Source organism: Cupriavidus yeoncheonensis, assembly GCF_905397275.1.
In the GTDB taxonomy this organism is placed as follows: domain Bacteria; phylum Pseudomonadota; class Gammaproteobacteria; order Burkholderiales; family Burkholderiaceae; genus Cupriavidus; species Cupriavidus yeoncheonensis.
The window spans coordinates 19,805-45,217 of record NZ_CAJPUY010000003.1 but is presented as its reverse complement, the minus strand read 5'-3'; the positions used below and the strand labels follow the sequence as shown (position 1 = coordinate 45,217).

Here is a 25,413-nt window from a genome sequence, read left to right as displayed (position 1 = left end):
AGCCGGCGGGCGATGATCTAGACGATGTCGTTGTCTTTCCGGGCTTCGTCGAGGCAATAAAAAAAGGCACCCGAAGGTGCCTTTCTGCCAAACAGTCAGCTGATCGGGAAACGATCAGAAAATGTGGCGGATACCAGCGGCCACGCCGAACTGGTTGTTGGAGCTCGGCAGTTCGGTGATCGACTGACCCGAAACGTGGTTGTAGTCGGCTGCGCCGTAAACCTGCGTGCGCTTCGACAGCGAGTACTCGGCGATGAGCGCGCCGGTGTAACGCTTGCCGCTGGCGGTCGTGCCGTTCACGTTCTGCGCCCAGTCGTAGTAGAACGCGCCCGTCACAGCCAGAGCCGGCGTGGCTTGCCAGGTCGTGCCAGCGTAGGCGATGCTGTCCTTGCGCGGGTTGTTGGCTGCGCCGGCGATAATTGTCGCTGCCGCCGGAGAGTTGATGCTCTGGTTCAGGTTGATGTCACCCGCGCCGGTGCGGTCCTTGCCGCCCTGGTAGCCCAGGAACAGCTTGAACGCGGCGATGTTGTACTTGCCGCCAATGCCCCAGAACTGCTGCTTGTTGCCAACCTGGTCACGCGATTCCTGGAACACACCGCCGAAGCCGAACGGGCCGTATTCGTACGCGGCATGAACGCCCCAGTAGGGAACCGAGGAGCCGTTGGAAGTCGGGTCGCCCGAGGCCTTGGTGAAGCTGCCCGGGGTTTCGCCGAAGCCGTAGCTGGCGCCGACGTCCAGGCCACCGAACTTGCCGCTGTAGTTGATGACGTTGTTGTTGCGCAGGCGGGCCAGGGTGCCGTACATCCAGGAGTTCTGGAAGTAGTTACCCACGGTCAGCGGATCGTAGTCACCGAAGAAGGCGAACGCTTCCGAGTTCTGGCGGCCCAGCTTGACGGCGCCGAAGTTGCCGGCCAGACCGACATAGGCTTGACGATTGAACAGTTGGCCGGTCGAGGCGCCGTTCATCTTGCCGGTGTCGATGCTGTAACCGTTTTCCAGTTGGAAGATCGCCTTCAGGCCGTTACCGAGATCTTCGGCGCCTTTCAGGCCCCAACGGCTTTGCGTGATGGCGCCGTCGGTCATGTAGGTCTTGCCGTGACCCGATGCGTCAGCGTGGTTCTCATAGCGCAGGCTGACGTCGGCGATGCCGTACAGCGTGACGGAAGTTTGTGCAAACGCGGAACCTGCCAGCAGGCTGCCGGCGGCGAGGACGATGGCCGATTTCTTCATGGTGCTCCTTTTCTGTTCTGTTCTGTTCTCCGCCGGATCACGACGGTGCACGGGGTCTACGTTTCGTGTAAACGCCGCGAAAATTTAACAAAACACCGGAGCTAAGGACACAAATACGCGTTGGGGGGCGGATTCGAGCAGGATTTTGGTGCAAATCCGTTGTCTGGCCGCTACACAATACCGTGTTGGTGCGTTGCACCAGCATCGGCCGCCTTTTGGCGGTGTAGGGAGGGGCGTGAAATGACACCGGCGCACCCTTGCTGGAAGGGGCGCCGGTGGATAGTGCAGCGGGCGGGACTGGCGAATCAGCCCTGCGGGATCTCGATCTTGACTTCGAGCACTTCCAGGTTGTCCTGGCGCTCGAGGCTCACGCGCAGGTCCTGGTCGCTGATCTTGACGTACTTGGAGATGACGGCCACCAGCTCGCGCTGCAGTGCCGGCAGATAGTCTGCCGGGGCCGAATGGCCTGTGCGTTCATGCGCCAGGATGATCTGCAGCCGCTCTTTGGCGACCGAGGCCGATTTCTTCTTTTCCCCCAGCAGGAAGGACAGGATCGACATGGGGATGAGTCCTCCGTACTTGTTTTACTTGTTGCCGAAGATGCGCGACAGCAGCCCCGGCTTCTGGTAGTCCGTGAAGCGCATCGGCTTGTCCTTGCCCAGGAAGCGGTCCACCACGTCGCCGTAGGCGTCCGCCACGTCGCTGCCTTCCAGGTGGATGGCGGGCGTGCCCTGGTTGGACGCGTGCAGCACGGCTTCGGATTCGGGAACCACGCCGATCAGCTTGATGCGCAGGATTTCCTGGATGTCGGTCAGCGACAGCATTTCACCGCCGTGCACGCGCTTGGGGTTGTAGCGCGTGATCAGCAGGTGTTCCTTGATCGGATCGCCGCCTTCGCTGGCGCGCTTGGTCTTCGAGGCCAGGATGCCCAGGATGCGGTCGGAGTCGCGCACCGAGGACACTTCCGGGTTGGTGACGATCAGCGCTTCGTCGGCGAAGTACATGGCCATCAGCGCGCCCGACTCGATACCGGCCGGCGAGTCGCAGACGATGTACTCGAAGTCCATCTCGACCAGGCCCTTGATCACCTTCTCAACGCCGTCCTTGGTCAGCGCATCCTTGTCGCGCGTCTGCGAGGCCGGCAGGATGAACAGGTTTTCGCACTTCTTGTCCTTGATCAGGGCCTGGCGGAGATTGCTTTCGCCCTGCACCACGTTGATCAGGTCATACACCACGCGGCGCTCGCAACCCATGATCAGGTCAAGGTTGCGCAGGCCGACGTCGAAGTCGATCACGGCAGTCTTGTGGCCGCGCAGGGCCAGGCCCGCGGCAAAGCTGGCGCTGGTGGTGGTCTTGCCGACGCCTCCCTTGCCGGAGGTCACAACGATGATTTTTGCCATGGCTCTTTGGTCCGTAATTAGGTTGAAGCTTTGCGCTGCTGTGATTCGGTTCGTGACTGGTCGCCGGCTCATTTGAACCGGATGGCTTCCAGGATCAGCTTTTCATCGGCCAGGCGAACCTGGGCGGTCTTGCCGAGTACGTCGGCCGGCAGGGTCTGCTCGGCCGTGCGATAGATGCCGGCAATGGAAATCAGTTCGGGTTCCATGCACGTACTGAAGATGCGTGCACTGGTGTTGCCCTTCACGCCCGCCAGCGCGCGGCCGCGCAGCGGGGCATAGACATGGATGTTGCCTTCGGCGATGACCTCGGCGCCGTAGCTGACCACGTCCATGATGACCACGTCGCCCTGCGCGTAGACCTGCTGGCCCGAGCGCAGCGGCTTGTCGATCAGGAGGGTCTGGGTCTGCTGGATGGCGGCCTTGACAGCGGCCTCGGCGGCGGACTGGGCGGCCGTACGGGCAGCTTCCTCGCGCGCGGCCTGTTCGGCGGCGGCGTTCGCGGCAGCGCGTTCGGTGGCCTCGGCGGCTTCAGCCGATTCACGCAGGCCGCGGCGGCTCTGGCTGTCGAGTAGCGGCAGGCCGAAGCGCTGCGCCCACTCATGCTGCGCCGGGCGCGCGACCACGCCGATCGCACGGGCCTTGAGCGTCGCCAGCGTGCCGATCACGGTGTCGAGCGAGACCCTGTCGTCACTTTCGAGCGCGCGCAGGTCCAGCGCAATCACGTCATTGGAGAAGAAATCGGGAGTGGTTTCGAACCGGGAGAGCAGGTCGTCCCGCAGTGCAGCCATGTCGGCGGTCTGGAGCGCGAGAAGGAGGGCGTCTACATTGCCACTGCGCAGCTCGAAGCGTGGCGATTTCTTCTGTGACATAGCCGGGTGACCGTGGAAATGCCACATTCTAACTGCGTCTTCGGTGCGAACTGTAACAAATAGGCCGACTTTATCCCCGGGTGCCGCACGCGATCCATCGGACGCGCGGAAGTGGCGCTGACGGCAGGGCTCTCGGACTTCTGCGACGCATCCCGCGCCGCCTTGTTACGATTGCGCCATCTGCGCAATGGAGCTGTCATGGGTGCGATCGTCAATAGTGTGGCTTACCGGGCAGGCAAGCGGATCGGCACCGTCGGCATCGAGGAGATTCCCGAGGCATTGAGCGTACCCGGCACCTTCGTCTGGCTGGGTTTGCATGAGCCAGACCTTGCCTTGCTGCGCCAGGTCCAGCAATCCTTCGGACTGCATGATCTGGCAGTGGAAGATGCGCTCGATGCACACCAGCGCCCCAAGCTGGAGGCGTATGGCGACTCGGTCTTCGTCGTGCTCAATACCGCGCAGCTCGTCGGGGACGAGGTCGTGGTCGGCGAGACCCATCTGTTTGTCGGCCCGAACTATGTGGTGTCGGTCCGGCATGGCGCCAGCAGCACCTACGCGCCGGTGCGCGAGCGCTGCGAGCATGACCCGCAGGGCCTCGCCAACGGCCCCGGCTACGTGCTGTATGCGCTGATGGACTTCGTGGTTGACCACTATTTGCCCATCGTCACCGGCCTGGAGGACACCTTCGCCGAACTGGAGCAGGGCATCTTCCGTGACGAGTTCGACCGCGCCGCGATCGAGCGCCTGTACCAGATCAAGCGGCAGGTGCTGCGCCTGCGCAATGCGGTGAACCCGGTCGAAGATATCTGCGGCCAGCTCATCCGCCTTCACGAAGATCTCGTGCCCAAGGAATTGCGCGCCTATTTCCGCGATATCGCGGACCACGCGAGCCGGCTCGTGCGCACGCTCGATGTCGTGCGCGAGATGCTGACCACGGCGGTGCAGGTCAACCTGGCCCTGGTCACGGTGGGGCAGAACGAGGTGGTCAAGCGGCTGGCGGGCTGGGGCGCCATCCTGGCGATCCCGACGGTGGTGTTCAGCCTCTACGGCATGAATTTCTCGTTCATGCCGGAGCTCCAGTTCCACTATGCGTACCCGGTCGTGATCGGCGTGACAGCCGTGGCGTGCGGCGCGCTATGGCGGCGTTTGCATCGCGCCGGATGGATCTGAGCACCCAATCATTAACCGTATGGATTTATTGGTGTAGTTTATTTGGTTGTTGATTATTCGCCTGAATAGTCGTGCCCTCGCTATCGGCTTCCGGGCCGCATCGCCGCCTCCTACACTGGATTCGAGAAGGCCCAGCGCATCCGGAGTCCGCCATGCCACTAGCCCGCCCCCCGCTCTGGCCCGCCGCAACAGCCGGCCCGGCCCCTCGTCGTGCGCTGGCCCTTGCCGTCATGGCTATCGCGCTGGCTGTCTGCCCCGGTGTCCCGGTCCAGGCCACGCCCGCGCCTGCCCAGCCGGCCCAGGCGCAGACCCGCGATGCGCTCGCCGCTTATGAGGCCGGGGCGTTCGATACCGCACTCCGCGGCTTTGCCGCCGCGGCGCGCGATGGCAACCGGCTGGCCCAGTTCAACTACGCCATGATGCTGCTGCGCGGCGAGGGTACGCCGCCCAAGCCGCAGGAGGCGCTGGTCTGGCTGCGCAAGGCCGCCGACAACCAGATGACACACGCGCAGTTCACCCTTGGCGACCTGTACGAGCGCGGCGAACTGGTGCCCCGTTCGCTGGAAGAGGCCAATCGCTGGTATGAGCGCGCCGCGCAGGGCGGCCACGTGCAGGCGCAGATGGCGCTGGCCACCAACTACTTCACCGGCCGCGGCATGCCGCGCGACTATGCCAAGGCATTCGAGTGGTACAGCCGCGCGGCCAGCGCGGGCGACGGCGGGGCCCAGTACATCGTCGGCAGCTACTACGAGCGCGGCGAGCCCGGCGTGGTCGGCAAGGACATCGAACAGGCCAAGATCTGGTATGCGCGCTCGGCGGCGCATGGCGATCCGGGCGCGCTGGCCAAGCTGCGCTCGCTGCTGGAGGAGTCCGTGCGCGCGAAGGCCGGTGGCTCGATGTGAGTGGCCGGCGAAGGGTAGAAGTCAGGGTAGAAGTCAGGGTACAAGTCTTGCTTGAGACAGCGCGACACCAATCGCAGCAACCGCCTGGGAGGGCGCCGTGGCCATACATGTCGCACTGAATCACGTCACGCACTATCGCTATGACCGTCCGGTGAAGCTGTCGCCGCAGGTAGTGCGCCTGCGGCCGGCGCCGCATTGCCGCACGCCGATCCTGTCATACGCGCTGCGCATCGAGCCGGCGCAGCACTTCATCAACTGGCAGCAGGACCCGTTCTCCAATTATCTGGCGCGCCTGGTCATCCCCGAGGCGACGACGGAATTCAAGGTCACAGTCGACTTGGTGGCCGAGATGTCGGTCTACAACCCGTTCGACTTCTTCCTGGAGCCGTCGGCGGAACGCTTTCCGTTCGAGTACGACGCGGGCCTCGCGCACGACCTGGCGCCCTACCTGGTGCGCGACGAACTGACGCCACGGTTCGCCGCCTTTGTCGACAGCATCGACCGCACCGAACGCCGCACGCTCGATTTCCTGGTGGCGCTGAACCAGCGCCTGCAGCACGATATCCGTTACCTGATCCGCATGGAGCCGGGCGTGCAGAGCCCGGAAACCACGCTGGCCAATGCCTCGGGATCGTGCCGCGATTCGGGCTGGCTGCTGGTGCAGACGCTGCGCCACCTCGGGCTGGCCGCGCGCTTCGTGTCGGGCTACCTGCTGCAGCTGGCGCCCGATGTGAAGGCCATCGACGGCCCGAGCGGTGCCGAGCGCGACTTCACCGACCTGCATGCCTGGTGCGAGGTGTACTTGCCCGGGGCAGGATGGGTCGGGCTGGATCCGACCTCCGGCCTGCTGGCGGGAGAGGGACATATCCCGCTCGCCTGCACGCCCGAGCCCGGCAGCGCGGCACCCGTGACGGGCGCCGTGGAAATGAGCGAAGTCGAGTTCAGCCATGCCATGACCATCACGCGCGTCCATGAGTCGCCGCGCGTGACGCTGCCCTATACCGAGGAACAGTGGCAGGCCGTGAACGCCGCCGGCGCCGCGGTGGACCGCGAACTGCAGGCCATGGATGTGCGCCTGACCATGGGCGGCGAGCCGACTTTTGTCTCGGCGCGGGACCGCGATGGTGCGGAATGGAATACGGATGCGCTCGGGCCGACCAAGCGCGGCCTGGCCACCGAACTGGTGCATCGCCTGCGCGAGCGCTACGGCGCGGGCGGCTTCCTGCATTTCGGGCAGGGCAAGTGGTATCCGGGCGAGCAATTGCCGCGCTGGGCGCTGACGATCGCGTGGCGCGCCGACGGCGCGCCCTGCTGGCAAGACCCGGCGCTGTTCGCCGACGAGCGCCATCCCCGCGACTATACCGACGCCGATGCGCGCCGCTTCATCATGGCCCTGTGCGACCGGCTCGGGCTCGACCCATCCTGTGCGATGCCGGGCTATGAGGATGCCTGGTACTACCTGTGGCGCGAGCGGCGGCTGCCCGTCAACGTCGATCCGCATGCTTCGCGCCTGGATGACGAAATGGAGCGCATGCGCCTGCGCCGCGTATTCGACGCGGGCCTGGCGAGCGTGACCGGCTACGTGCTGCCGCTTGCGCGCGAGAAGGACCAGTCGGACCAGTCGGACCAGTCGGGGCAGGGCGACGCGGGCGGCTGGTCCAGCGGCCGCTGGCATCTGCGCGACGAACGCCTGTACCTGCTGCCCGGCGATTCGCCGATGGGCTACCGGCTGCCGCTCGATGCGCTGCCCTGGTCGAGCCCCGCCGACCGGGAGCAGCAGTTCGAGCAGGATCCCTTCGCGCCGCGCGCACCGCTGCCGGCAGCAGCGGGTCTGCGCCGACAGTCGCCGGCACCTTTGTCCGCGACACCGGCGGCGGCGGCGCGGTACGCCGCCACCACTGCCGCTGCAACGGGTACGGGCAGCGGCACCAGTGGCACGGCGCACGCCGGGCCCGCGCGCGGGCAATCCGCGCCCGGCGTCGTGCGCACGGCACTGTGCGTCGAAGTCCGCCATCCGGCGCGCGCGGCAGGTCCGCGTGTCGAGGCCGAGCAGGCGGACCAGGCGGTCGATAAGCGCGGCGTCATCTACGTCTTCATGCCGCCGCTACCCAGGCTCGAAGACTACCTCGCCCTGCTGCAGGCGGTGGAGGCCACGGCCGCGTCCCTTGGCGTGCAGATCGTGCTGGAAGGCTATCCGCCGCCGCGCGATGCGCGGCTCAAGGTGCTCCAGGTCACGCCCGATCCCGGCGTGATCGAGGTGAACATCCATCCTGCCGCCGACTGGGAACAACTGGCCGACCACACCGAGTTCCTCTACCAGGCCGCGCACGAGTGCTTCCTGTCGAGCGAGAAGTTCATGCTCGACGGCCGGCATACCGGCACCGGCGGCGGCAACCACTTCGTGCTGGGCGGGGCGACGCCGGCAGACAGCCCGTTCCTGCGCCGGCCGGACCTGCTCGCCAGCCTGATTGCGTACTGGCACAACCATCCGTCGCTGTCGTACCTGTTCTCCGGGCTGTTCATCGGGCCGACCAGCCAGGCGCCGCGCGTGGACGAGGCGCGCAACGACCAGCTCTACGAACTCGACATCGCGTTCGCCGAACTGCGCCGCCAGCTTGCCGGGCGCGAGCAGGGCGGCACGGGCGGCTACGTGCCGCCGTGGCTGGTCGACCGCGTGCTGCGCAACCTGCTGATCGATGTCACCGGCAACACGCATCGCGCGGAATTCTGCATCGACAAGCTCTACTCCCCCGACGGCCCGACCGGCCGGCTCGGCCTGCTGGAGTTGCGCGCCTTCGAGATGCCGCCGCATGCGCGCATGAGCCTGGTGCAGCAGCTGCTGCTGCGTGCGCTGGTGGCACGCTTCTGGCGCGAGCCATACCAGGCATCGCTCACGCGATGGGGCACGGCCCTGCATGACCGCTTCATGCTGGGCACCTTCGTGCAGATGGATTTCGACGACGTGCTGGCCGACATGCGCGCCGCGGGCTTTGCCTTCGATGCCGCCTGGTTTGCCCCGCACTTCGAGTTCCGCTTCCCGCGCATCGGCGAACTGGCCGCCGGCGGCCTGGCGCTCACGCTGCGCGGTGCCCTGGAGCCGTGGCATGTGATGGGCGAGGAGGGCGCGGCCGGTACCACGGTACGCTTCGTGGATTCATCGGTGGAACGCCTTGAGGTGCGCGTGCTCGGCATGAACGACAGCCGCCACGTGGTCACCGCGAACGGCCGGGCCGTGCCGCTGCAGCCCACCGGGCGCGCGGGCGAATTCGTCGCGGGCGTGCGTTACCGCGCGTGGGCGCCGGCGTCGGCGCTGCATCCGACCATTGCGTCGCACGCGCCGCTGACCATCGACGTGGTCGATACCTGGACCGAGCGCAGCATCGGTGGCTGCCAGTATCATGTGGCGCATCCGGGTGGGCGCAACTACCAGACCTTCCCCGTCAATGCCTATGAGGCGGAAAGCCGGCGCCTGGCCCGCTTCTCGGCCCACGGACATACGCCAGGGTGCACCATCGCGCAGGCGCCGCGGCGCAGCCTGGAGTTTCCCTTCACGCTTGACCTGCGCCAGGGGTAGGCATGCAGCAGCGCGGCCGCGCCGGGACCGGCGCGCCGCCAACCGGAGACCAGACCTTGGCCCAACCCCTGTCGCGGCCTCAATCGCGGCCCCAGTCACGGCACGCCGACGACACCGACGCCCCTCAAGCCTCGGTGGCCATTGCCGCCGCCGCACGACTCGCGCAGCCGGTGCCCGCCGGTCACCTCGATGAACTGCGCTTGCCGGCCGGCACGCTGCGCGACGCGTGGGCACGCTTCTTTGCCGTGGTGGGCGAGCCCGGCATGGTGGAGCTGGCCCCGCGCGCGGCGGCCATGGCGCGGCAGATCCGCGACAACGGCGTGACCTACAACGTCTATGCCGACCAGGGCGCGGCGCGCGCATGGCCGCTGGAGCTGTTTCCGTTCCTGGTCACCGAACAGGACTGGCGGGTCATCGAACGTGGCGCCGCCCAGCGCGCGACGCTGGCCAATGCGATCCTGGCCGACATCTATGGCGAACAGACCTTGCTGTCGCGCGGGCTGTTGCCGCCCGGGCTGGTGTACGGGCATCCGGGCTACCTGCACCCGCTGCGCGGTTACCAGCCGCCGGGCGGCAGCTTCCTGCAGATCGTCGCGGTGGACCTGGTGCACACCGAAGACGGCTGGACCGTCATGGCACACCGCACCGATACGCCTTCGGGCATGGGCTACGCGCTCGAGAACCGGCTCATCATCTCCAGCCTGTTCACCGACGCTTTCCGCGACCTGCACGTGCGCCGGCTGCCGCCGGCGTTCGCGCAACTGGTGTCCACGCTCGCGCATGCGCCACTGGCCGCCGCGACCGAGGCTGGCAGCGGGCGCGACGGGGCGGCCGCTTCCGGCACCGGCCACCACATCGTGCTGCTCACGCCCGGCCCCTACAGCGAGACCTACTTCGAGCACACGTTTCTCGCGCGCTACCTTGGCATCACGCTGGTGGAGGGCAAGGACCTGACCGTGCGCAATGACGTGGTCTATCTGAAGACCTTCGGCGGACTCGAACGCGTGGACGTAGTGCTGCGGCGCCTGGACGATGTCTTCTGCGATCCGCTCGAACTGCGGCACGACTCCACGCTGGGCGTGCCCGGACTGCTGGAGGCGATGCGCGCGGGCAATGTCATGGTGTCCAACGTACCCGGCTCCGGCTTCCTGGAGTCCCCGGCGATTCACGGCTTCCTGCCCGGCATTGCCGAAGCGCTGCTGGGCGAGCCGCTGCTCCTGCCCGGTGTGCCGAGCTGGTGGTGCGGGGAAGACGCCGCGCGCGAGCAGGCGCTGGCGACGCTGCCCGAAGCCTTCGTGATGCCGACCTATCCGCGCCGCGCCGATCTCACCGACGAGCCCGTGGTGGGCATGGAGCTGGGCCTGCAGGCGCTGGACGGCTGGCGCGAGCGCATTGCCCGCATGCCCGACCGCTACACCTTGCAGCCGCCGCTGCCGCTGTCGCACACGCCGTGCTGGGAAGGGGACCGGATCGGCTCGCGCGCGGCCATGCTGCGCGTATTCGCCGTCGCGGACGGCAATGGCGGCTGGCAGGTCATGGCGGGCGGCTTCAGCCGGCTCGCGGCGCCGCGGCTCGAATCGGTGTCGATGCAGCTCGGCGGCACCAGTGCCGATACGTGGGTGCTGTCCGGCCAGCCGGTGCCGGCCGCGCCGCTGGCCGGGCGCGCCGGGCTTGTTGTACCGGCACCGGCACGGACACCGGCGCGGGCGCTGGCGGTATCGAGCCGCGCTGCCGAGAACCTGTTCTGGGCCGGGCGCTATGCCGAACGCGCCGAGAACAACGTGAGGCTGTGCCGGCAGATTCTCGGGTCGATCGAAAGCAGCGACGATACCGATGACGGCACGCTGTCGATGGTGGGTCGCCTCGCCCAGCTGGCTGGCCTGGTGCCGGCCGAGGCACCGCAGCCGAAGGTATCGCTGCGCCTGTTCGAGCGCAGCCTGGTCGCCACGCTGGCCGACGCGCGTGCCGGCACCGGCCTGGTGCGCAATCTCGCCGCGCACGCGGCCACGGCCAGCGAGATCCGCAACCGGCTGTCCAACGACCACTGGCGCACCATCCTCGCCGCGCGCAACGATTTCGGCGACGCGATGATGGAAGCCACGCTGGCCACCGGCGACGGCGGCTCCGTCAGCTACGACCGCGCACGCGTGCTGGCTGCGCTCGAGCACCTGGCGATGCAGCTTGGCGCCATCAACGGTGCGCAGGGCGACCGCATGTCGCGCGACGAAGCGTGGCGCCTGGTATTCATCGGCCGCCATATCGAACGCCTGTCCACCATGAGCGGCTTCTTGCTGGCGGCCATCGACACCGGCGCATTGCGCTCGCGCAGCGGCTTCGAACTGCTGCTGCACCTGTTCGATTGCACGCTGACCTACCGCTCGCTCTATCCGGGCCGCACCGACCTGGCGGCGCTGGTCGACCTGCTCGTGCTGGAGCCCACCAATCCGCGCGGCCTTTACGGTTTGCTGGAGCGGCTGCGCGGCAAGCTGGTGCAGCTGGCACCGGGCGGCAGCGCGCAGGCACGCGTGCCGCTCGCGGAACTGCTGCCCGCGCCGAGCGCGCTGCCAACGCGCGCAGCGCTGTGCGAGGCCCTTTGCGACGCGGACGGCGACGCGGCCAGCTTGTCGGCGTTGTGCCTCCAGTTCATCGAGCGCATGGCGCGGGTGTCCGATGAGATCAGCGCGCGCTACTTCAGCCACGCAGCCGCCAACCCCGACGCCGACATCCAGTGAACGACGCCGTGACATCTCCTGCCGGAAGCTGCACGCTCAACGTGCTGCATACCACCACCTATCGCTATTCGCAGCCGGTCGAGCACGCCCAGCAGCGTGCCGTGGCCACGCCGCCGGACTTGCCATGGCAGGCCGTGACCGCGCACGACACCCTCATCGAGCCCGCGCCCACGCACCAGCATGTGAGGATCGACGCGTTTGGCAACCGCGTGCAGCATTTCATGCTCGACGTGCCGCATACGCAGATGCAGCTGACCTGTTCCAGCACCGTGGTGCTGACGCCGCGCTGGCAGGCGCTGGACGCGGCCGCGTCCGCACCGTGGGAGACGGTGGCGCGATCCCTGCGTTTCCACGCGGGCCAGCCGTTCGATCCCGCCGCGCAGTTCGTCTTTGCCTCGCCCAATATCGCCCTGCATCCGGGTCTGCGCGAGTATGCGTCGCCCAGTTTTGCCGCAGGCGTGCCGGTCGTGGCGGGCGCGATGGACCTGATGCGGCGCATCCATGCGGACTTCGAGTATCACAGCGAATCCACCGAGGTGCATACGCCAGCGATGCAGGCGTTCGCGCAGCGCAGCGGCGTGTGTCAGGATTTTGCGCAGGTGATGATCGGTTGCCTGCGATCCGTCGGGCTCGCGGCGCGCTATGTCAGCGGCTATCTATGTACCGTGCCGCCATCTGGCGAGCCGCGCCTGGTCGGCGCCGACGCATCGCATGCGTGGGTGTCGGTGTATTGCCCTGTCGCGGGCTGGGTCGACCTTGACCCGACCAACAATGTGCTGGCGGACACGCGACACGTCACGCTGGCGCTGGGCCGGGACTATAGCGACGTGCCGCTGCTGCATGGCGTGATCGTTGGCGGCGGCGCGCACGGCGTGGATGTAGCCGTGACGGTGGTGCCGGTGGAGTGATTCGGGGGGGCTGCCAGGAACGACAAGCCCGCGCATGGCGCAGGCAGGCAGCCACCCCTCGAAACCCTTAGCCCAGCTTCCTCTTCAACAACTCATTCACCTGCGCCGGATTGGCCTTCCCCCTGGTCGCCTTCATCGCCTGCCCGACCAGCGCATTGAAGGCCTTCTCCTTCCCGGCCCGGAACTCTTCCACCGACTTGGCGTTGGCCGCCAGCACGTCATCGATGATCTTCTCCAGCTCACCGGTATCGGACATCTGCTTCAGCCCTTTGGCGGCGATGATCGCATCGGCATCGCCGTCCGCTTCGCCGGCCCACATGGCGGGGAAGACATCCTTTTTGGCGGTGTTGTTGGAGACCGTTCCGTCAGCAATGCGCGCAAGTAGTTTGGCGAGTTGCGCCGGCCTGACCGGGGCGGCGTCGATGCTGATGCCTTCGCGATTCAGCTGCGACGCCACGTCCCCCATCAGCCAGTTGGCCGCGGGCTTGGCGTTGGCCGCGCCGGCATCGGTGACCACAGCTTCGTAGTAGCCGGCCAGCGCCTTGGTGGCGGTCAGCGTGCTCGCGTCATAGGCCGACAGGCCGTATTGCGAAACAAAACGCGCCTGGATCGCGGCCGGCAGTTCCGGCAGCTCGCCGCGTACGCGTTCGACCCACGCCGCGTCGATTTCCAGCGGCATCAGGTCAGGGTCAGGGAAGTAGCGGTAATCGTGCGCGTCTTCCTTGGTGCGCATGGCACGCGTTTCACCGGTGTCCGGGTCGAACAGCACCGTGGCCTGCTGGATCTTGCGGCCGTCCTCGATCTCGTTGATCTGCCACTGCACTTCGTATTCGATGGCCTGCTGCAGGAAGCGGAACGAGTTCAGGTTCTTGATCTCGCGGCGCGTGCCGAATTCCTTCTGGCCGACCGGGCGCACCGATACGTTGGCGTCGCAGCGGAAACTGCCTTCCTGCATGTTGCCGTCGCAGATGCCCAGCCACACCACCAGCGAGTGCAGGGCCTTGGCGTAGGCCACGGCTTCGGCCGCGCTGCGCATGTCGGGCTCGGTCACGATTTCGAGCAGCGGCGTGCCGGCGCGGTTCAGGTCGATCCCGGTCATGCCGGCAAAGTCCTCGTGCAGCGACTTGCCCGCATCTTCTTCCAGGTGGGCGCGCGTCAGTTGCACGGTCTTTTCGTAGACCTCGCCCTTCTTGCCTTCGACCTGGATGGTGATGGTGCCGCCCTGCACGACTGGGATTTCGTACTGGCTGATCTGGTAGCCCTTGGGCAGGTCGGGGTAGAAGTAGTTCTTGCGCGCGAAGATGCTGCGCGGCGCGATGGTGGCGCCGATCGCCAGGCCGAACTGGATGGCCCGCTCCACCGCGCCCTTGTTGAGCACGGGCAGCACGCCCGGCAGCGCGAGATCAACCGGCGAGGCCTGCGTGTTGGGCTCGGCGCCGAAGGCGGTGGAGGTCCCGGAGAAAATCTTGGAGGCCGTCGAGAGCTGCGTGTGCGTTTCGAGGCCGATCACCACTTCCCATTGCATGGCGGTATTCCTGTTCGGTTCTTGGGTTCTGTCTGTTGCAAAGGGCCGGCGCAGGCGCCGGGCCCGTGTGTCTGTGCGGGCGCGCTCAGGGGTCGGGGCTGGCGAGCCAGGAGTCGAGCTGGGCCATCGCGGCGACGCGTGCCACGGCGTCGCCGCCGACGGTCACGCCGCGGCCCGGGCGCGAGCCGCCAGGCTCGTCGCGGCGCCCCTGCAATTCGCTGGTGCCGTCAAAGCCGTGGTAAGCGCCGGGGTAGATCTCCAGCCGGAAACGCGCGCCCGGCTGGCGCGCCAGCACCGCGTTCTGCAGCATCGCGCAGCGCGTGGCCGGGGTCCAGTCGTCGGCGCCGCCGATCATCAGCAGTACCGGTGCGCGCAGCCGGAAATTGTGCTGCTGCACGGCACGCTTGCAGGCGGGATAGAAGGCCACGGCACGTTCCACTTGCGGCGTGCTGGCCGGCCACGGACGGCTCGCATCGACAGTGGCCAGCACAGCCTGCGCGCCGTTGGACCAGCCGAGCAGCACGATGCGCGCGGCATCGATGCCGGGCTGGCGCGCCACCCAGCGCAGCGCCGCCAGCGCGTCGGCGCGGCGCAGCCGTTCGTCCAGGCCGCGCGCCTCGGGCGAATCGCCGCAGCCTTGCAGCCTGCCATGCGCCGACAGGCTGTCGGGCATCAGCACGGCGTAGCCGCGCTCGGCCAGCCATTGCGCGTAATCGCGATAGCGCGGTTGCAGCGCGGGGGCGGCATCGCTTTCGCCGGCATTGCTGCCCGCGCGCACGGCTTCGGGGCGCGAGGCCATCAGGCCGCTGCAGCCATGCAGCGCGATCACCACTGGCAGCGCCTGGGTGCGCGGCGTGCTGCCTTCGCGCGGCACGAACCAGTAGGCGTTCAGCGCCGGTGCGCCCGGTTCGCCTGGCAGTTGCACGCGCAGTGCCGGCGTGGCCGGCCTGACGGCCGGCGCGGTGCGCGTGGCGGCGCCTGGCGCGAAGGCCGTGAGCGGCGCGGTAGTGGCCGGCTGCACGAGTGCCGGCGTCGGTGGCGCGGGCGTGTGCGCGAACACGGTACCGGCCAGCAGCATGCCGGCCGCGCCGGCAACGCGCGTGGCGAGCCGGTGCAGACGATGCAGGCGGTAGCTGGCAGGCTGGGCGGTCATGGCGGGCGGCCTTAGCGGATTTGCGCGCAGGCGCCGGTGCCAGGCTCGAACATCACCGGCCAGGTATGTTCGTAGATGCCCGGCGTGCAGCGCTGCGCGCAGTTGGCATGCGCGAGCGTGATGCGGCGCGGATCCTGCCAGACCATCAGCTTGCAGCCGCTGCCGTCATTGGCGCGCAGCTCGATGTGCGGCTTCTTCTGGACCTGGCGGAAATCGGCCAGGTTGAACGTGCACGAGCCACGCTTGCCGACCCACAGCTTCCACGAGAGCTGCTGCACGCTGTTGTCGGACACGCGCAGCTGGGCGTCCTCGCGGTAGCCGTCTTCCTCGGTGCGGCGGCAGTCGCCGGCGATGTCGATATCGCGGCTGGCGATCGGCGTCGGCTTGCCGATGGTCGGCAACTGGATGCAACCGGCCACCACCGCGGCCAGTGCCGCGGCGAGGATCAGGCGGAAGACTTGCGCAAGCGGTTTCATGGCTTGGCGGGACGGCGCAGGTGCCAGTCGGTGGCCTGCTGGAACGCGTGCGCGGTCTGCAGCAGTTGCGCTTCGTCGAAGTAGTTGCCGATCAGCTGCAGGCCGACCGGCATATTGCCCTCGCCGAAGCCGCACGGCACGCTCATGCCGGGCAGGCCGGCCAGGCTGGTCGACAGCGTGAAGATGTCGGCCAGGTACATCTGCACCGGGTCCGAGGTCTTCTCGCCGAGCTTCCAGGCCACCGTCGGAGCGACCGGGCCCATGATCACGTCGCACTGCGCGAAGGCGCGCTGGAAGTCGTCGGCGATGATGCGGCGGATCTTCTGCGCCTGCAGGTAGTAGGCGTCGTAGTAGCCGTGCGACAGCACGTAGGTCCCCACCATGATGCGGCGCTTGACCTCGGCGCCGAAGCCTTCGGCGCGGCTCTTCTTGTACATGTCGAGCAGGTCGCGGTACTCGGCCGCGCGGTGGCCGTAGCGCACGCCGTCAAAGCGCGACAGGTTCGACGAAGCCTCGGCCGGCGCGATCACGTAGTACACGGGGATCGACAGCTCGGTCTTGGGCAGCGACACCTCGACCAGCGTGGCGCCGAGTTGTTCGTACTGGCGCAGCGCGGCGCGCACGGTCTCTTCCACATCGGGCGACAGGCCCTTGCCGAAGTACTCGCGCGGCAGGCCGATGCGCAGGCCCGCCAGCGGCTGGCTTTCCGACGCGCCGGCGCGCGCGCGGCCCAGGTGGCGCGTGAAGTCTTCATCCACGCCGCCCTGTTCGGGCGGGATGCTGGTCGAATCCTTGGGGTCGAAGCCCGCCATGGCGTTGAGCAGCAGGGCGCAGTCCTCGGCGCTATGGGCCATCGGGCCGCCCTGGTCCAGCGACGACGCGAAGGCGATCATGCCGTAGCGCGACACGCGGCCATAGGTGGGCTTGATGCCGGTGATGCCCGAGAACGACGATGGCTGGCGGATCGAGCCGCCGGTGTCGGTGCCGGTCGCGGCCGGCGCCAGGCCCGCGGCCACCGCGGCGGCCGAGCCGCCCGACGAGCCGCCCGGGACGCGGTTGGTGTCCCACGGGTTGCGCACCGCGCCGAAGAAGGAGTTTTCGTTGGACGAGCCCATCGCGAACTCGTCCATATTGGTCTTGCCCAGCGTGACCATGCCGGCGGCGGCCATGCGCTCGACCACGGTGGCGTCGAACGGGCTTTCGTAGCCGGCCAGCATCTTCGAGCCGGCCGTCGCGCGCCAGCCGCGCGTGACGAACACGTCCTTGTGGGCCACCGGCACGCCGGTGAGCAGCGTGGCCTCGCCGCGCGCGCGGCGCGCATCGGCTGCGCGCGCCTGGGTCAGCGTGCGTTCGGCGTCGACGTGGGTGAAGGCGTTCAGCGCGCCGGCCTGCTCGATGCGGGCCAGGTAGGTGCGGGCGAGCTCCTCGGCGGAGACGGTGCGCGCGGCCAGGGCATCGGCCAGCTGTCGCAGGGAGGTCACGGAATCAGCGGAAAAGGGCATGACAGTCGGTTGGCATCAGGGGTGGCGTGCGTCGGTGCGGGTGCGGCTTGACGACGGGGCATTCGGCCGGGTCATTCAATGACCTTGGGCACCAGGTAGAGGCCATTCTGGGTGGCCGGCGCGGGGCGCTGGTAGTCTTCGCGCCGGTCGCTTTCGGTCACGGCGTCTGCGCGCAGGCGCTGGGCCATGTCGCGCACGGTCGCCAGCGGGTGGGCCAGGGGCTCGATGCCGGTGGTGTCGACCGCCTGCATCTGCTCGACCAGCGAAAAGAAATTATTGAGCTGCGCAAGCGTCTGGGACGCCTCTTCATCGCTGGTTTCGATGCGGGCCAGATGGGCGATGCGCTTGACGTCGGAAAGGTCGAGGGCCATGGCGAGGTGGATAGGTCGGGTGCAAAAAGGCGCTTGCGGCACAGGCGCCGGAGGCATGCGGCGGGTGCGTCGCGCGGCCAGGGCGGGGTGCCGGAGGGGCGCCCCGGGGTCGTCGGATCAGCTGTGGTTTTCAGGCCGTAAACGCCCGATTCAGCAGGAATTATAAGGTATCATTGCGTGCTCCCGACCTTTGGCAGCGTCCACGCCACACGACCGCCGGTGCAATCTCGCAAGTGCGCGATTTGTCACTTTTGCGGCGTAGGCTTCGCTGTCACGAAATGCGCTCCGGACTGCACTGGCCACTCCCCGTGGCGGCGGTGTCCGAAGCCGGGTGGTCTGGGTCCCTCTGATTAGCCCTCCGTTGCTTTGCTGATCTTCAGCAAAGTGGCACCGACGTGATCTTTTCGCGAACTTTTTCGCGAGGTCTAATCAAAGGTTCCCGTAAGAGCGGTGCGCGGGAGCGCACTGTGGCAGTTTGCCGGCACCACCCTGCCAGGGTGGCGAATGGCGCACTGTCCGCCGCCCGGGAAGCCTTGACCTTACCCGTATGAACAGATTTTGTGGCCGGCCCGCAGGCGGTGCCGGCCACTTCGCCTACCCGCGAACCCAACAGAAACAGGATTCCTGATGTTCGGATTTCTCCGCAGCTACTTCTCCAACGACCTGGCCATCGACCTCGGCACCGCCAACACGCTGATCTATATGCGCGACAAGGGCATCGTCCTGGACGAGCCTTCGGTCGTGGCCATCCGCCAGGAAGGCGGCCCCAACGCCAAGAAGACCATCCAGGCGGTGGGCAAGGAAGCCAAGCAGATGCTGGGCAAGGTGCCGGGCAATATCGAGGCGATCCGCCCGATGAAGGACGGCGTGATCGCCGACTTCACCGTCACCGAGCAGATGCTCAAGCAGTTCATCAAGATGGTGCATGACTCGAAGCTGCTGCGTCCGAGCCCGCGCATCATCATCTGCGTGCCGTGCGGTTCGACCCAGGTCGAACGCCGCGCCATCCGCGAATCGGCCCTGGGCGCCGGCGCCAGCCAGGTGTACCTGATCGAGGAGCCGATGTCGGCCGCGATCGGCGCCGGCCTGCCGGTGTCGGAGCCGTCGGGCTCGATGGTGGTGGATATCGGCGGCGGCACCACCGAGGTGGGCATCATCTCGCTGGGCGGCATGGTCTACAAGGGTTCGGTGCGCGTCGGCGGCGACAAGTTCGACGAAGCCATCGTCAACTACATCCGCCGCAACTACGGCATGCTGATCGGCGAACAGACCGCCGAAGCCATCAAGAAGGAAATCGGCTCGGCCTTCCCGGGTTCCGAAGTCCGCGAGATGGAAGTCAAGGGCCGCAACCTGTCCGAAGGCATTCCGCGCGCGTTCACGGTGTCGTCCAACGAAATCCTGGAAGCGCTGACCGATCCGCTCAACCAGATCGTGTCGGCCGTCAAGATCGCGCTGGAACAGACCCCGCCCGAACTGGGCGCCGACATTGCCGAGCGCGGCATGATGCTGACCGGTGGCGGCGCGCTGCTGCGCGACCTGGACCGCCTGCTGGCCGAGGAAACCGGCCTGCCGGTGCTGGTCGCCGAAGACCCGCTGACCTGCGTGGTGCGCGGTTCCGGCATGGCGCTGGAGCGCATGGACAAGCTCGGCGGCATCTTCTCGTACGAGTAAGGCCACAGGACTGCGCGCGGCGATGCACCGCCTGCCGGATCTGCTGATCAGGGCTGCGGGGCAAGGCCGCGCTCGCGGGAACGCTTCCGCGGCACCGATTGCCGCCCCGGCACGCCGGGGCGGCAATGTCTTTGCGTCTTCGCTTCCGTCTTCCATCCCGTCAACGCCCGCGCCCGGCTAAATGGATTACTCTCCACCGCCGCTTTTCAAGCAAGGGACTTCGGCCGTCGCGCGCCTGGTCCTGTACGTGGCCATCGCGCTGGCGCTGCTGATCGTCGACGCGCGCTTCAACGCGCTCAGCGTCGTGCGCCAGGTGGCTGCCACGGTGCTGATGCCCGTCGAACGCGTCGTGCTGGTGCCGCGCGATGCGCTGCGCGCCGTGTTCGACTTCGCGCAATCATCCGCCGCGCTTGCCAGCGAGAACCGTGAACTGCGCCTCAGCGCCGTGCAGCAGGCTGAAGCCTCGGTGCGCCAGACGCAGCTTGAGGCCGAGAACAACCAGTTGCGCAAGCTGCTGGGCCTGCAGCAGCAGTCGGCCACGCCGGTCACGGCGGCGGAGATCCTCTACGACGCGCGCGACCCGTATTCGCAGCGCATCGTGATCGACAAGGGCAGCCAGCAAGGGCTGCGCGCCGGCTACCCGGTGATCGACGAGCGCGGCGTGGTGGGGCAGGTGACGCGGGTCTCGCCGTTCCAGTCCGAAGTCACGCTGCTGACCGACAAGGACCTGGCGATTCCCGTGCAGGTGGTGCGCAACGGGCTGCGCAGCGTGGCGTTCGGCGGCGCGCGCGCCGGCCAGCTCGACCTGCGCTTCATGGCCGCGGCGGCCGACCTGCAGCAGGGCGACCTGCTGGTGACCTCCGGGCTGGACGGCACCTACCCGCCCGGCCTGCCGGTGGCGAAGATCACGCATATCGAGCGCAAGGCCGATACCGCATTCTCGCGCGTGTGGTGCGAACCGGTGGCCGGCGTGCGCGCGCACCGTCAGCTGCTGGTGGTGCGCTACGACTCGGCCATGCCGCCGCGCGAGGCGGTCGAGGACAAGCCCGAGGCGCCCGCCAGGGGTGCCCGGTCGGCGGCGGCGCGTGCCGCGGCGGCCAGCGCTGCGGCGGCCAAGGCCGCCCCCGCCGCCAAGGAGGCTCAATAGTGACCAATCCCCAGTACCTGCTGCGCCCGGTGAACCCCGCGTTCATCGCGTTCAGCTTTGTCATGGCCTTCCTGTTCAACCTGATGCCGTGGGGCACCACGTTGTGGATCCCGGACATGGTGGCGCTGGTGCTGGTGTTCTGGAACATCCACCAGCCGCGCAAGGTCGGCATGGGCGTGGCGTTCGCGCTGGGCCTGCTGATGGACGTGCATGACGCGCGCCTGCTGGGCGAGCATGCGGTGGCCTATACGCTGCTGGCCTATTTCGCCATCACCATCCACCGCCGCGTGCTGTGGTTCACGGTCTACACGCAGGCGCTGCACGTGCTGCCGCTGCTGTTCGTCGCGCACGCGGTGCCCGTGGTGATCCGCCTGGCCATGGGCGCGCCGCTGCCGGGCTGGCCGCTGCTGCTGGCGCCCGGCATCGAGGCCCTGCTCTGGCCGTTGGCTACCGCAGTGCTGCTCGCACCGCAGCGCCGCTCGGTCGATGTGGACGAAACGCGTCCGATCTGAGCGCGACCAACGTATCCCAACCGGCAGCACCATGACCGAAATCCGCAACGTCGAACTGGAAATCGGCCGCTTCCGCCTCCGCGTGGCGGCCGCGGCGCTGTTCACGGTGATCTGCTTCGGGCTGCTGTTCACGCGCTTCCTTTGGCTGCAGTGGTACAAGCATGACCAGTATTCGGCCAAGGCCGAAGACAACCGCATCTCCGTGGCGCCGATCGAGCCCAACCGCGGCATCATCATGGACCGCAACGGCATCGTGCTGGCGCGCAACTACTCGGCCTACACGCTCGAAATCACGCCGTCGAAGCTGACCGATACGCTGGACAACACGATCGAAGCCCTGTCGACGCTGGTCGACATCCAGCCGCGCGACCGGCGCCGCTTCAAGCGCCTGCAGGAAGAGTCGCGCAGCTTCGAAAGCCTGCCGATCCGCAGCCAGCTCACGGACGAAGAGGTCGCGCGCTTTTCCGCGCAGCGTTTCCGCTTCCCGGGCGTGGATGTGCGCGCGCGCCTGTTCCGGCAGTATCCGCTGGGCGAATCGGCCTCGCACGTGATCGGCTATCTCGGGCGCATCTCGCAGCGCGACCAGGAGCGCATCGAGGCCATGGACGAGGCCAACGATGCCGATGGCGCGAAGTACGACCCGCGCAAGGATGCCGACAACTACAAGGGCTCCAACTACATCGGCAAGATCGGCCTGGAGCAGAGCTACGAAACCGAGCTGCACGGCCTGACCGGCTTCGAGGAAGTGGAGGTGAGCGCGGGCGGGCGGCCGATCCGCACGCTGTCGACCTCGCCCGCCACGCCGGGCAACAACCTGATCCTGTCGCTCGACATCCGGCTGCAGCAGCTTGCCGAAGAACTGTTCGGCGACCGCCGCGGCGCACTGGTGGCGATCGAGCCTTCCACGGGCGACATCCTGGCCTTCGTGTCGAAGCCGACCTTCGACCCGAACCTGTTCGTCGAAGGCATCGACTCCAACACCTGGAGCGAACTCAACGGTTCGCCCGACAAGCCGCTGCTGAACCGCCCCCTCAGGGGCACCTATCCGCCGGGTTCGACCTACAAGCCGTTCATGGCGCTGGCGGCGCTCACCACGGGCAAGCGCACGGCCGCGTGGGGCATGCATGACCCGGGTTCGTTCACGCTGGGCAACCATACCTTCCGCGACGACAAGCCGGGCGGCCACGGCTGGGTCGACATGCAGGCCTCGATCGTGCAGTCGTGCGACACGTACTACTACGCGCTCGCACGCGACATGGGCGTCAACGCCATCCACGATTTCATGAAGCCGCTGGGTTTCGGGCAGATCACGGGCATCGACATCGAGGGTGAAAGCCGCGGCATCCTGCCGTCCACGGATTGGAAGCGCAAGGCCTATCGCAAGCCCGAGCAGCAGAAGTGGTATGACGGCGAGACCATTTCGCTGGGCATCGGCCAGGGCTACAACAGCTTCACGATCCTGCAGCTGGCCAACGCGATCTCGATCATCGTCAACAACGGCGCGGCGATGAAGCCGCACCTGGTCAAGGCCGTGGAGGACTCGGTCACGCGCAAGCGCACGCTGACCGTGCCCAAGGAAAGCTACCGCCTGAACTTCAAGCAGGCCGACATCGACGTGATCAAGCGCGCGATGGTCGCGGTGACGCATTCGGGTACCGCCGCGCGCGTGTTCGCCGGCGCGGCCTACGAGTCCGCCGGCAAGACCGGTACGGCCCAGACCTACACCATGGGCAAGAACGAGAAGTACAACCACCACGCGCTGGACGAACGCAAGCGCGACCACTCGCTCTACACCGCGTTTGCGCCCGCAGACAACCCGAAGATCGCGCTTGCGCTGATCGTCGAGAACGCGGGCTTCGGCGCCGCGGTGGCGGCCCCGATCGCGCGCAAGGTGATGGACTACTACCTGCTCGGCAAGTGGCCGGCCGAACTGGAGGCCTCGGCGCCACAGCCGGCCGAGCGGCCGCCGGTCGATACGGCCAGTGTCTTCACCACCGGCAACACCGCAAGCATCGCCAGCGCGACGGTCATGTCCGGCGCAGCCAGCACCGTGGCGGCCAGCGCGGCGGGTGCGTCATCCGTGGCGGCGGCGTCGTCCGCCGTGGCGAGCGCCTCCGCCTCCGCCTCCGCCCCGGCGCTCGACCCGGCCGCGATTGCGCCGGCCTCCGCCGTGCAGACGCTGGACGAGCGCATGCTGCAGGCGCTGGGCCACAGCAAGCCGCGGCCCGCGGCACCTGCCTCCGCGCCGGCCGCCGCCAAGGCGCCCGCGCCCAAACCACGCGTCAAGCCCGTTGCCGCCACGCCGGCGACGGGCGCCGACGTCATCCGTTGAAGGAGACGCGCATGGACAAGCGTCGCGTCCTGTCGCTGATCAAGACAGCGTTCACCGGCTTCGACAAGCCGCTCGCGCTGATCGTGTTCCTGTTGTTCGCCACCGGTATCGTGGCCCTGTACTCGGCTGCCATCGACATGCCGGGCAAGGTCGAGGACCAGCTGCGCAATATCCTCTTGTCCTACGTGATCATGCTGATCATCGCCTACCTGCCCACGCAGACGCTGATGCGGGTAGCGGTGCCGATCTATACCGTCGGCGTGGCGCTGCTGATCGCGGTGGCCATGTTCGGCCTGATCCGCAAGGGCGCGCGCCGCTGGCTCTACGTGGGCATGGTGATCCAGCCGTCCGAGATCATGAAGATTTCGATGCCGCTGATGCTGGCGTGGTACTTCCAGAAGCGCGAGGGCGTGATCCGATGGTATGACTTCGCGGTGGCGCTGGTGCTGCTGCTGATCCCGGTCGGCCTGATCGCCAAGCAGCCAGACCTGGGCACCGCGCTGCTGGTAATGGCGGCCGGCGTCTACGTGATCTACTTTGCCGGCCTGACGTGGCGCATCATCCTGCCGCTGCTGGGCGTGCTGGTGGTGGCGGTCTCGCTGCTGATCACGTTCCAGAACGACATCTGCGCGCCCGGCGTGAACTGGCCGATCCTGCATGACTACCAGCAGCACCGCGTGTGCACGCTGCTCGATCCGACTACCGATCCGCTGGGCAAGGGCTTCCACACGATCCAGTCGATCATCGCGATCGGCTCCGGTGGCGTCGAGGGCAAGGGCTGGCTCAATGGCACCCAGACCCACCTGGAATTCATCCCGGAAAAGCACACCGACTTCATCTTCGCGGTGTATTCGGAGGAGTTCGGCCTGATCGGCAACGCCATCCTGCTGGTGCTGTATCTGCTGCTGATCTTCCGCGGGCTGTTCATTGCCGCCAACGCGCCGACGCTGTTCTCGCGTCTGCTGGCCGGTTCGATCACGCTGATCTTCTTCACCTATGCCTTCGTCAATATGGGCATGGTGAGCGGCATCCTGCCCGTGGTGGGCGTGCCGCTGCCGCTGATGAGCTACGGCGGCACGGCGCTGGTGACGCTGGGCGCGGGCATTGGCATCCTGATGGCGATTTCGCGACAGAAACGGCTGATCCAGACGTAATCGGGAAGGAAGATGGCCGGGTGCGGGGCGCCGGCGCCCCGCTTTGCTAAACTGCCATGCAAATTTCACCCGGTTCGAAGCCCATGAACGCCCAAGACGTCGCCGCCTACCTGCAGAGCAATCCCCAGTTCTTCGAAGAGCATGCGGAGCTGCTGGCCACCGTGCAGCTGACCAGTCCGCACAGCCACCGCGCGGTGTCGCTGCAGGAACGGCAGATGGAAATCCTGCGTGAAAAGAACAAGGGGCTGGAACTGCGCCTGGCCGACCTGATGCGCCACGGGCACGACAACGACCGCACCCAGCAGCGCATGCACGCATGGCAGCTGCGCCTGCTGGGCGAGCCGGACTCCCACGCGCTGCCCTATGCCGTGCAGGACGGCCTGCAACAGGTGTTCGATGTGCCCGCCGTGGCGCTCAAGCTGTGGGACGTGGCCGAGCAGTATGCCCATATGGAAGTGGTGCAGGGCGGCAGCGATGACCTGCGGCTGTTCGCCGAAGGCCTGCGCGCACCGTACTGCGGCGCCAATGCGGGCTTCGAGGCCGCGGGGCTGCTGGAACTCGACGAAGTCGCCTCGATTGCCATGGTGGCCCTGCGTCCGCCCGTGCGCAGCGCCGGTGAGGTTCCGGGCGCGGCCTTCGGCCTGCTGGTGTTGGGCTCGGCCGACGCGCGCCGTTTCCACGAAGGCATGGGCACGGCCTACCTGGTGCAGATCGGCGAAGTGGCCGGTGCCGCGCTGAACCGCCTGCGCGACTGAAATCCGGCGTACCGCTCCGTCCACGCTTGC

General features: G+C 67.5%; 20 protein-coding genes. 11 read left to right on the top strand and 9 right to left on the bottom strand.

The genetic code is table 11. From position 1 onward, the window contains the following. Nucleotides 1-114 precede the first annotated feature (114 nt). The 4 genes from KHO22_RS04660 to minC form a co-directional block, all read right to left on the bottom strand. A complete protein-coding gene (locus KHO22_RS04660; protein ID WP_211945944.1) occupies nt 115-1,230 on the bottom strand; it encodes a porin in 1,116 nt (371 codons plus the stop codon). Between the two features lie 305 nt (nt 1,231-1,535). Beyond that, complete coding sequence (minE, locus tag KHO22_RS04655) at nt 1,536-1,790, bottom strand: cell division topological specificity factor MinE (RefSeq protein ID WP_006164360.1); 255 nt, start codon at nt 1,788-1,790, stop codon at nt 1,536-1,538. 24 nt (nt 1,791-1,814) lie between these two features. After that, nucleotides 1,815-2,630, bottom strand: coding sequence for a septum site-determining protein MinD (gene minD / locus KHO22_RS04650; RefSeq protein WP_211945943.1), 816 nt, complete (start codon nt 2,628-2,630; stop codon nt 1,815-1,817). Between the two features lie 68 nt (nt 2,631-2,698). After that, nucleotides 2,699-3,499: a septum site-determining protein MinC gene (minC, locus tag KHO22_RS04645; RefSeq protein WP_211945942.1), complete on the bottom strand. Its 801-nt coding sequence runs from the start codon at nt 3,497-3,499 to the stop codon at nt 2,699-2,701. A 198-nt stretch (nt 3,500-3,697) separates the two neighbouring features. Between minC and KHO22_RS04640 the strand changes: the two genes are divergently transcribed. The 5 genes from KHO22_RS04640 to KHO22_RS04620 all read left to right on the top strand — a co-directional run bounded on the left by KHO22_RS04640 (nt 3,698) and on the right by KHO22_RS04620 (nt 12,785). Continuing rightward, nucleotides 3,698-4,669 carry a magnesium and cobalt transport protein CorA gene (locus KHO22_RS04640; protein WP_211945941.1) on the top strand — a complete coding sequence of 324 codons (972 nt, stop codon included), beginning with the start codon at nt 3,698-3,700 and terminating at the stop codon, nt 4,667-4,669. A gap of 152 nt (nt 4,670-4,821) precedes the next feature. Further along, nucleotides 4,822-5,571: a tetratricopeptide repeat protein gene (locus tag KHO22_RS04635; protein WP_211945940.1), complete on the top strand. Its 750-nt coding sequence runs from the start codon at nt 4,822-4,824 to the stop codon at nt 5,569-5,571. A gap of 97 nt (nt 5,572-5,668) precedes the next feature. Next, nucleotides 5,669-9,145: a transglutaminase family protein gene (locus tag KHO22_RS04630; RefSeq protein WP_211945939.1), complete on the top strand. Its 3,477-nt coding sequence runs from the start codon at nt 5,669-5,671 to the stop codon at nt 9,143-9,145. Between the two features lie 2 nt (nt 9,146-9,147). Next, on the top strand, nt 9,148-11,877 hold the full coding sequence (locus tag KHO22_RS04625; RefSeq protein ID WP_230426741.1) for a circularly permuted type 2 ATP-grasp protein: 2,730 nt from the start codon (nt 9,148-9,150) through the stop codon (nt 11,875-11,877). Nucleotides 11,878-11,885: 8 nt separating this feature from the next. Next, on the top strand, nt 11,886-12,785 hold the full coding sequence (locus KHO22_RS04620) for a transglutaminase family protein (protein ID WP_230426740.1): 900 nt from the start codon (nt 11,886-11,888) through the stop codon (nt 12,783-12,785). Nucleotides 12,786-12,852: 67 nt separating this feature from the next. On the opposite strand, the gene gatB is transcribed toward KHO22_RS04620, so the two are convergent. The 5 genes from gatB to gatC all read right to left on the bottom strand — a co-directional run bounded on the left by gatB (nt 12,853) and on the right by gatC (nt 17,812). Beyond that, the gene (gatB, locus tag KHO22_RS04615; protein WP_211945937.1) at nt 12,853-14,310 is read right to left on the bottom strand and encodes an Asp-tRNA(Asn)/Glu-tRNA(Gln) amidotransferase subunit GatB; all 1,458 of its coding nucleotides are present in this window, start codon (nt 14,308-14,310) and stop codon (nt 12,853-12,855) included. Nucleotides 14,311-14,395: 85 nt separating this feature from the next. After that, entirely contained in the window at nt 14,396-15,463 is a 1,068-nt protein-coding gene (locus KHO22_RS04610) for a dienelactone hydrolase family protein (protein ID WP_211945936.1), read from the bottom strand. 11 nt (nt 15,464-15,474) lie between these two features. Further along, nucleotides 15,475-15,939, bottom strand: coding sequence for a hypothetical protein (locus KHO22_RS04605; protein ID WP_211945935.1), 465 nt, complete (start codon nt 15,937-15,939; stop codon nt 15,475-15,477). Then, nucleotides 15,936-17,441 carry an Asp-tRNA(Asn)/Glu-tRNA(Gln) amidotransferase subunit GatA gene (gene gatA, locus KHO22_RS04600; protein ID WP_211945934.1) on the bottom strand — a complete coding sequence of 502 codons (1,506 nt, stop codon included), beginning with the start codon at nt 17,439-17,441 and terminating at the stop codon, nt 15,936-15,938. Before gatA ends, KHO22_RS04605 begins: the two co-directional genes overlap by 4 nt. 71 nt (nt 17,442-17,512) lie before the next feature. Continuing rightward, nucleotides 17,513-17,812: an Asp-tRNA(Asn)/Glu-tRNA(Gln) amidotransferase subunit GatC gene (gatC, locus tag KHO22_RS04595; RefSeq protein ID WP_211945933.1), complete on the bottom strand. Its 300-nt coding sequence runs from the start codon at nt 17,810-17,812 to the stop codon at nt 17,513-17,515. A 627-nt stretch (nt 17,813-18,439) separates the two neighbouring features. Between gatC and KHO22_RS04590 the strand changes: the two genes are divergently transcribed. The 6 genes from KHO22_RS04590 to KHO22_RS04565 all read left to right on the top strand — a co-directional run bounded on the left by KHO22_RS04590 (nt 18,440) and on the right by KHO22_RS04565 (nt 25,383). Further along, nucleotides 18,440-19,483 (top strand): rod shape-determining protein, encoded by a 1,044-nt coding sequence (locus tag KHO22_RS04590; protein ID WP_211945932.1) that lies wholly within the window; start codon nt 18,440-18,442, stop codon nt 19,481-19,483. Nucleotides 19,484-19,664: 181 nt separating this feature from the next. After that, the gene (gene mreC, locus KHO22_RS04585; protein ID WP_211945931.1) at nt 19,665-20,630 is read left to right on the top strand and encodes a rod shape-determining protein MreC; all 966 of its coding nucleotides are present in this window, start codon (nt 19,665-19,667) and stop codon (nt 20,628-20,630) included. Then, nucleotides 20,630-21,142, top strand: a complete 513-nt coding sequence (gene mreD / locus KHO22_RS04580; protein ID WP_211945930.1) for a rod shape-determining protein MreD — start codon at nt 20,630-20,632, stop codon at nt 21,140-21,142. Before mreC ends, mreD begins: the two co-directional genes overlap by 1 nt. Nucleotides 21,143-21,173: 31 nt before the next feature. Continuing rightward, the gene (mrdA, locus tag KHO22_RS04575; RefSeq protein ID WP_211945929.1) at nt 21,174-23,474 is read left to right on the top strand and encodes a penicillin-binding protein 2; all 2,301 of its coding nucleotides are present in this window, start codon (nt 21,174-21,176) and stop codon (nt 23,472-23,474) included. 11 nt (nt 23,475-23,485) lie between these two features. Next, nucleotides 23,486-24,628, top strand: a complete 1,143-nt coding sequence (gene rodA / locus KHO22_RS04570; protein WP_211945928.1) for a rod shape-determining protein RodA — start codon at nt 23,486-23,488, stop codon at nt 24,626-24,628. Between the two features lie 83 nt (nt 24,629-24,711). Continuing rightward, nucleotides 24,712-25,383 (top strand): DUF484 family protein, encoded by a 672-nt coding sequence (locus KHO22_RS04565; protein ID WP_211945927.1) that lies wholly within the window; start codon nt 24,712-24,714, stop codon nt 25,381-25,383. The last annotated feature ends 30 nt before the right edge of the window (nt 25,384-25,413 follow it).